Raw genomic sequence first — 253 nt, 5'->3', positions numbered from 1 at the left:
CCGGGAGGGCAAGCGAAGGCCGAGCCGGCTGCGGAGCGGAACCGGCGGTGCAAGGAACGGATGCGCGACTTGGGGTGTCCTGAGGGGTACCGGGCGTGGCAGGCGGATGATTGGGCGCAGCCACGCGGCCACGGCCCACAAGGATTCTTCGCCTCGCGCCAGCACCAGTGCTGTCCCGAGCGTGGCCAGAACGTGGGCAGCCAGCATGAGGAGTCCGCCGTCGTCGACGTTGTGAGTCGGCATGATGGTGTGC

At 69.2% G+C, this 253-nt stretch carries 1 protein-coding gene; it reads right to left on the bottom strand.

The features are described 5' to 3' along the window. The coding region (locus SB772_RS43435) for a hypothetical protein (protein ID WP_410838952.1) at positions 1 to 253 on the bottom strand (253 nt) is incomplete at both ends.

Source organism: Paraburkholderia sp. SIMBA_030 (assembly GCF_046535245.1).
Lineage (GTDB): Bacteria > Pseudomonadota > Gammaproteobacteria > Burkholderiales > Burkholderiaceae > Paraburkholderia.
This window is presented reverse-complemented; position numbering and strand designations above follow the sequence as displayed.